Annotated in this window: 6 protein-coding genes and 1 pseudogene; 1 reads left to right on the top strand and 6 read right to left on the bottom strand. The window is 32.2% G+C overall.

The window, feature by feature from the left end; all coding sequences use genetic code 11:
• A partial coding sequence (locus F6K22_RS29240) for a serine/threonine-protein kinase (RefSeq protein WP_293106192.1) occupies positions 1 to 882 on the bottom strand: 882 nt, incomplete at its 3' end.
• Positions 883 to 2,287: 1,405 nt separating this feature from the next.
• Here F6K22_RS29240 and F6K22_RS29235 point away from each other — a divergent pair.
• On the top strand, positions 2,288 to 2,716 hold the full coding sequence (locus tag F6K22_RS29235) for a hypothetical protein (protein ID WP_293106189.1): 429 nt from the start codon (positions 2,288 to 2,290) through the stop codon (positions 2,714 to 2,716).
• A 265-nt stretch (positions 2,717 to 2,981) separates the two neighbouring features.
• Here F6K22_RS29235 and F6K22_RS29230 read toward each other — a convergent pair whose 3' ends face one another.
• The 5 genes and pseudogenes from F6K22_RS29230 to F6K22_RS29215 all read right to left on the bottom strand — a co-directional run bounded on the left by F6K22_RS29230 (position 2,982) and on the right by F6K22_RS29215 (position 5,515).
• On the bottom strand, positions 2,982 to 3,569 hold the full coding sequence (locus tag F6K22_RS29230; RefSeq protein WP_293106186.1) for a cyclin-dependent kinase inhibitor 3 family protein: 588 nt from the start codon (positions 3,567 to 3,569) through the stop codon (positions 2,982 to 2,984).
• A gap of 473 nt (positions 3,570 to 4,042) precedes the next feature.
• A complete protein-coding gene (locus tag F6K22_RS29225; RefSeq protein ID WP_293106183.1) occupies positions 4,043 to 4,183 on the bottom strand; it encodes a DUF3226 domain-containing protein in 141 nt (46 codons plus the stop codon).
• 10 nt (positions 4,184 to 4,193) lie between these two features.
• Complete coding sequence (locus F6K22_RS42575) at positions 4,194 to 4,313, bottom strand: DUF3226 domain-containing protein (RefSeq protein WP_363274689.1); 120 nt, start codon at positions 4,311 to 4,313, stop codon at positions 4,194 to 4,196.
• Between the two features lie 138 nt (positions 4,314 to 4,451).
• Positions 4,452 to 4,862, bottom strand: a pseudogene (locus tag F6K22_RS42570) (DUF3226 domain-containing protein).
• Between the two features lie 113 nt (positions 4,863 to 4,975).
• A complete protein-coding gene (locus F6K22_RS29215; RefSeq protein ID WP_293106177.1) occupies positions 4,976 to 5,515 on the bottom strand; it encodes an AAA family ATPase in 540 nt (179 codons plus the stop codon).
• Positions 5,516 to 5,790: the final 275 nt, after the last annotated feature.

Below are 5,790 nucleotides of genomic sequence, written 5' to 3'. Positions count from 1 at the left end.
GCTAGCCAGACGAACAATCTCTTCTCGATAAATTTCCCTATTATCTATAGTTTGATTTGGGTGATTGCTAATTTCTTTTAAATCTGCTATAACTTCTGCTGCTGACTGATAACGTTCCCGATAATCATAGCGCACCATCTTATCTAAAATATCTGCTAAAGCTGTAGAACAATTTGTTAGGTGTCGCCAAAATATTTCTCTTTTATTACCATTTTCCTGATTTTTTAGTTTAGATAATTCACTACTAGGTAATCCTGTAATTGCCTGAATTCCCATCATTCCTAAAGCATAAATATCACTATTTAATTGTGGATTATATTCAAATTGTTCAATTGGCATATATTCCATCGTACCAATCCTTGCTGTTTTATTTTGTTGAGCAATATTAATTTCTTTAACAGCTCCAAAATCAATTAAAACTAATTTATGGTCTGATTTTCTTCTAATTAAATTAGCCGGTTTAATATCTCGATGAATCACATTATTTTCATGCACAAATCCTAAAATTTCTAATACTTCTCTGATAATTCTAATTATTTGGATTTCAGATAGAGCTTTACCTGGTAATATTTCATTATCTAGAGATTGACCAGGAATAAAAGACTGAACTAAATAAAATTCTTGATTTTCTTCAAAGTAAGCAAGGAGTTTAGGAATTTGATTGTGTTGAGATAGCTTTTCTAGTATTTTTGCTTCTTGCTGAAATCTACGGCGAATGATTTCCAGAAATCTTTGGTCATAAGTATTTGGTTGTAAATGCTTAACAAAACATTGTGCTTCTCCAGGACGACGAATATCTTGGGCTAGATAAGTATGGCCAAATTCTCCTGATTCAATAATTTTAATAATTTTATAGCGTCCATCTAAAATATTTTTAATCATCTTGGTAGAGCCTTTTTTTTAATCGATCAAACCTTGCTCTTAAAGGCAGAGTTTTAATTAAGTAGTTGGGCGTAAATAAATTGACAGCCTTAGGTAAGGTATGAGGTAGGAGATTTGAGGATGAACTGTTCCCTGTTCCGTGTCTCTCCTAATTTTCTAATTAATTTTAGCAACCTATCTTATGCCATAAAACAATTTACTTACCTTTGTCATCTAAGATTGTTAAAATAGCAAAAAATCAAGATGAAAAAAATTAGTAGTGTCTCTATAGGAAAGTTAAAATTTAAAAGTCAAAAGTATTAGATTTGCAAGACTATGAGTATTTTGTTAGTAGTAGATTATTTGAGCCAAGCTACAGTATATATATTTTTAAAATTATTTTCTAAAATAAAATAGTTTTAAGCCTTAATATTGCTCTATGAATAGGCAAAAAGTAAAATTTTTAAAGTGTCTTTAATTAATCCCTCACTAGATGAATTCAAGGTTTTAGGTAAGCATTTAACAGTCAGCTATTAGCCATTAGCTTAAATAGTTGATATTCATTAAGTGTATTAGACATAGGCGTGAAAAAGATATAGACTTTTTGCATCTAGTAGGGAACACTTAACTGGGAATAGGGAACAGAGAATAGATTTTCACAGCCAAAGCAGTACGAAAAATGATTTCGGAGAGTGACTTTGACAACTCTAGCTTATGTTAAATAAAGAGGAAGTTTATTTTATGGAGATATCTATTAGGTAGTAGGTCTTAGGAAAAATACTAATAAACTATAGCAATTCCCAAAAAGCGTGAGGTACAAAATTCGTAATTTTTAGGGAGTAGGGAGTAGGGAGTAGAAAAACAACTGTACCTAATTAGCTTAATAAACGGTATATTCATTTTTCTCTAACCCTGATTTCCTATTACTATTTACGCAGCATTCTACAGAAAAAGCTGACTTCTAATAGTTTAATTATTAGAGTTTTAGATTCATATTGATAAAGTAAAAATTAAATAAAAATAATTTCAATCAAGAAAATTTCCTGATTCAAACACGGAAAGTTAGAAGTCTAAGAAACAGTTTATTAAATGAAAGTTAAATCCTTATTTAGGATGAGTTTGGGCTGTTACCGACATAAAAATGCGCGAATATGAACTCTCGATCCCCCTAGGTGAAAGCTGTCCGCCGTCATCCACCGGGATTGAGTATTCTGAGTGTCTTAATATTTGTTTGAACAGTCTCTAACAATAACCCTTAATAATTAGTTTCGGGGAATTTGTTACTCCAGAACATAAATTTATTCTGGTCAAAAGTGTAATACGGAAGTCTAAATAATGATTTAGGCCACCAAACACAAAAGCCAAATTTCAGTAGTGCTATCATAGATAGAAAGATAGCTAAAATCAGGTATAGGGAGTTAAGTGGATGAGTCACGAAATAATAGCAATCAATAGACCTGTTAGACCAAAAAAGCCAATTGAACCTAATTCTGCTAAGGAGACACTGCGCGAAAAAACTGAGTCCAAACAAGAAAAACCTACTCCAGTAAAAAACTTCTCATCAAGAACAGAAGGTACAAATCAACCAAGAAAACCAGAAAGACCAAGAAAACCAGGTAAACCAAAGTTAAAAGAATCTATTCAAGAAGCGACCAATGCTAGCGGAAAAATTTTTAGTTCGGGAGATAAAATTTTAGTATCAGCACCATGGTGCAGTCTGGTAGAAGCTGAAATTACAGGTTTTTATAAGAGTCCTGAAGGTTCAATCTGGGCAATTTTTCTTCCCCAAAAATCTTTACCTAACTGGAAATGGGAAAAAGGTTGTATCCGGGCAGAATTATTAAAACAACCATAATTAAGCTAATAATAGTAATATTAAATTCAGGATGATCGGCATCTACAAATCACAACAAATATTTGAAAATTATTGTTGAGTTTTTTCAGGATGTATAACTGGGAGGGCAGTAATTTCAGTTATCAGTTATCAGTTATCAGTTATCAGTTATCAGTTATCAGTAACTCTGGCTGAAGTATGAGGCTTGAGACCTTATTTATTGTCAAAATTAACTGGTATCAGACTGAACTATCCCTCCCAAAAATATATCAAATCAACCAATTTATCAAAGTGCTGAAACTGCTATTTTTCCTGAAGCAAATTCTTGATAAAATAGGAAAACAAAATTTTCTTGTTGTTTAGTTTCGATTGTATGTTGTCTGGTTTGTCTGACCGTAGCGATCGCCTCAACTGCTGAATAACCTAAAGCTACTAAACAACAAGCGGCAACTGTTCCGGTACGTCCCAATCCAGCTTTACAATGAATTACTACTGTTTTTCCTTCTGTTACTACTTTCAGAATATTATTAATCAGATTAATAAATTCATCTATTGAGGTAGGAACACTTCGATCTTTAATTGGAAATCTTATACTTTTTATTCCTTGTGCTTCTGCTATTTTTCCTAGGTTAGAAATTTGTATGTCTTCTAATTCATGTTCTTCTAGAAGTGTTATTAGTATATGTGTTTCATAGTCTAAACGTAGTCTTAATAAGTCTTTATTTAAATCCCGATCCCAATCCAAGTGCATCCCGAAATTTTTCTTACCTGGAGCCAACGTCATACCAATTTTACCCTTTAATTTTACTACTTCTGGTGTTAAAAAATCGACATTGATAGGGTCATTGTCAGAATTTTTGAGTTGTTTAATCATATTTAGATTAGCTACAAATAAGGATAATAATAATATTGATGCCTTTGTTTTAGCAAAGGCATTTTGAATAGTCAATATAATGGGGAAATATTTCAGGCGATCGCTCCCCAGGTTGAGAGTTATATATTACTAATTTTATAGATAACTTCAATTTGTATCACTCATAATTTTGATATGGGAGTCATATTTACCAATGGATAATGGATAATTGATAATTGATAATTAATCCCCAGAGGTTTAAAGCTTCTCCTTTTCCATGGATAATTGATAATTATAGATATAGCAATCCTAAATAGATAGTAACAATTCAAAAATTAGAAATAAACTCTGAAACTATTGCCCATTTGCTATTGCCTATGCCCTAATTACCAAAAGGTGACAACATTTTTGATACGAATAAAATAGGATTGGTATAGTTTTCATTATCCATTATCAATAATGATTACTGTAGCGAAAATTAAATTTGATAAATTTTACAAGTCATATAATTTTTTAAACCAGTTAATAAATATTTGAACTTGGGGATGTTTTGGATTTAAAATTTTTTCCATCACAGCATTATGTAATTGGCGACCGGCAGGATTTGGCCAAGCTAACCATGTATGAATATTCACTTTATTAGTATTATTTTCGATTTTCTATAAATGGCGCACCTTGATTTTTAGCTTTCATAACAACTGTTTGTGCATAATTCCAAAGTTCATTTTCCTCAAGAATAATATAAGTCAGAAATGTTTCTAGCATCCCACGCATTGGTGGTGGTGCTCGCGTAATGGTAAAGGAAGCACCAGGAGTGTGGGGAGTGTCGGAGATGGGGAGTGTCGGAGATGGGGAGTGTCGGAGAAATTAAAAAATATATATCCTCACCATTACCATGCAGGACTATCCACGCATTTTATTATCTGGCATCATCCACACTCCAAATTTAACACCAGAATTAGTGTTATGAATTAGACCTGTTTCTGGCAAATTTTCAGGAAAATTACGAATACTTGGTAAACAAACATTCCTAATAGTTTACCATGTATTTTCTGGTTCGTTATCTGCATCAACTATTAAACCTAATGCAGAAAGCCTAGATGCTTTTAACTCTGTAGAAATTAAATTTTTATCATTTTTATTTTGTCAGTTTTTTATCCCATCAAAAGAGTCAATACATACAACTGGATTTTTATTTTCGTCTTCCCAAGAAATATCATTAGCTTCTATCAAATATGGAATAACTCTTTTATCCTCAGCACCCTCGACCAATAGTTTATTTTTAGGAGGTAATTTTCTTCTTTTTGTCGCCATTACTATCGCACCTCTATGTCACGTTTTGCAGCAATAACAATTTCAGGTTCTGTGAAAAATACAGAATTATTTTTATCAGCTTCTATTCTGTGAATTGCCATTTATTCACTTTCTCAACCTTCACTTTTAATCACATCAGCAAGACTACTCCAACAATCACTATTATGAGTCGTAGCAAATACTTGAACATCTAATTTTTTCGCCGTTTTCCAAATAAGTTTCCACATATCAGACATTGTAGAAAAATGTAAACCAGTATCAATTTCATCTACAAGTAATACTCCACCTTCAGCAGAAACAAGAGCGATCGCTAATGCTAAAATTCGCCATATTCCTTCTCCCATACTGCCAATGGGTATGGGTTGTTTTTGGTCAGAAACTTTGACTCTAAACCCACCTCTTGCTCCTACAATTCTAGTATTTAAAATTCTACTATTAGAACCGTATTTTTCAGGGCCAATTGAAGCAATACGTTCAATTTTAGGTTCAATAATTTGAAGTGCTTCTAGAGTCAATGTTTCCTCTGGTGTTAAGACAATTTCATCAAATAATTGAGTAATTTCGTCAATATCTAAAGATAATGGTGTAATAAATTGGGATTTTGTAACTGCTTCTGTAGCTATTGTAGATGACCTTAACAGACGAACATCCATACCTCCATCAGATGATAATCTGCGTCTTATGCTAACTTCTTTTTTTTTCCAATCAAGCAGAAAAACAATATCTTCTAATTCATCTATTTCATCACTAATTTATTCTGAATTATCAAATAAATCTTTTTGTTCATCTAATTGATTCGGTGAATCTCCTTGTATTGAAGCAATTAGGTTTTCCTGAGATTTTTCATTAGTTCCTACTATAGAAAATTCGCTTCCTACTGAAATTTCACGCCCATAAAAAAGATGGCGAATATCTAGTTGTTTATTAA

The sequence above is a fragment of the Okeania sp. SIO2F4 genome (genome assembly GCF_010672385.1).
Classification (GTDB): Bacteria; Cyanobacteriota; Cyanobacteriia; order Cyanobacteriales; family Microcoleaceae; genus Trichodesmium.
Note: the sequence above shows the minus strand (reverse complement) of the source record. Positions and strands in the feature narration are given on the sequence as shown.

Excerpts from the sequence above, each read along its gene's own strand:
- F6K22_RS29235 (WP_293106189.1), top strand. The coding sequence starts at position 2,288 with ATGAGTCACGAAATAATAGCAATCAATAGACCTGTTAGACCAAAAAAG.
- F6K22_RS29230 (WP_293106186.1), bottom strand. The coding sequence starts at position 3,569 with ATGATTAAACAACTCAAAAATTCTGACAATGACCCTATCAATGTCGAT.
- F6K22_RS42575 (WP_363274689.1), bottom strand. The coding sequence starts at position 4,313 with ATGCTAGAAACATTTCTGACTTATATTATTCTTGAGGAAAATGAACTT.
- F6K22_RS29215 (WP_293106177.1), bottom strand. The coding sequence starts at position 5,515 with ATGGATGTTCGTCTGTTAAGGTCATCTACAATAGCTACAGAAGCAGTT.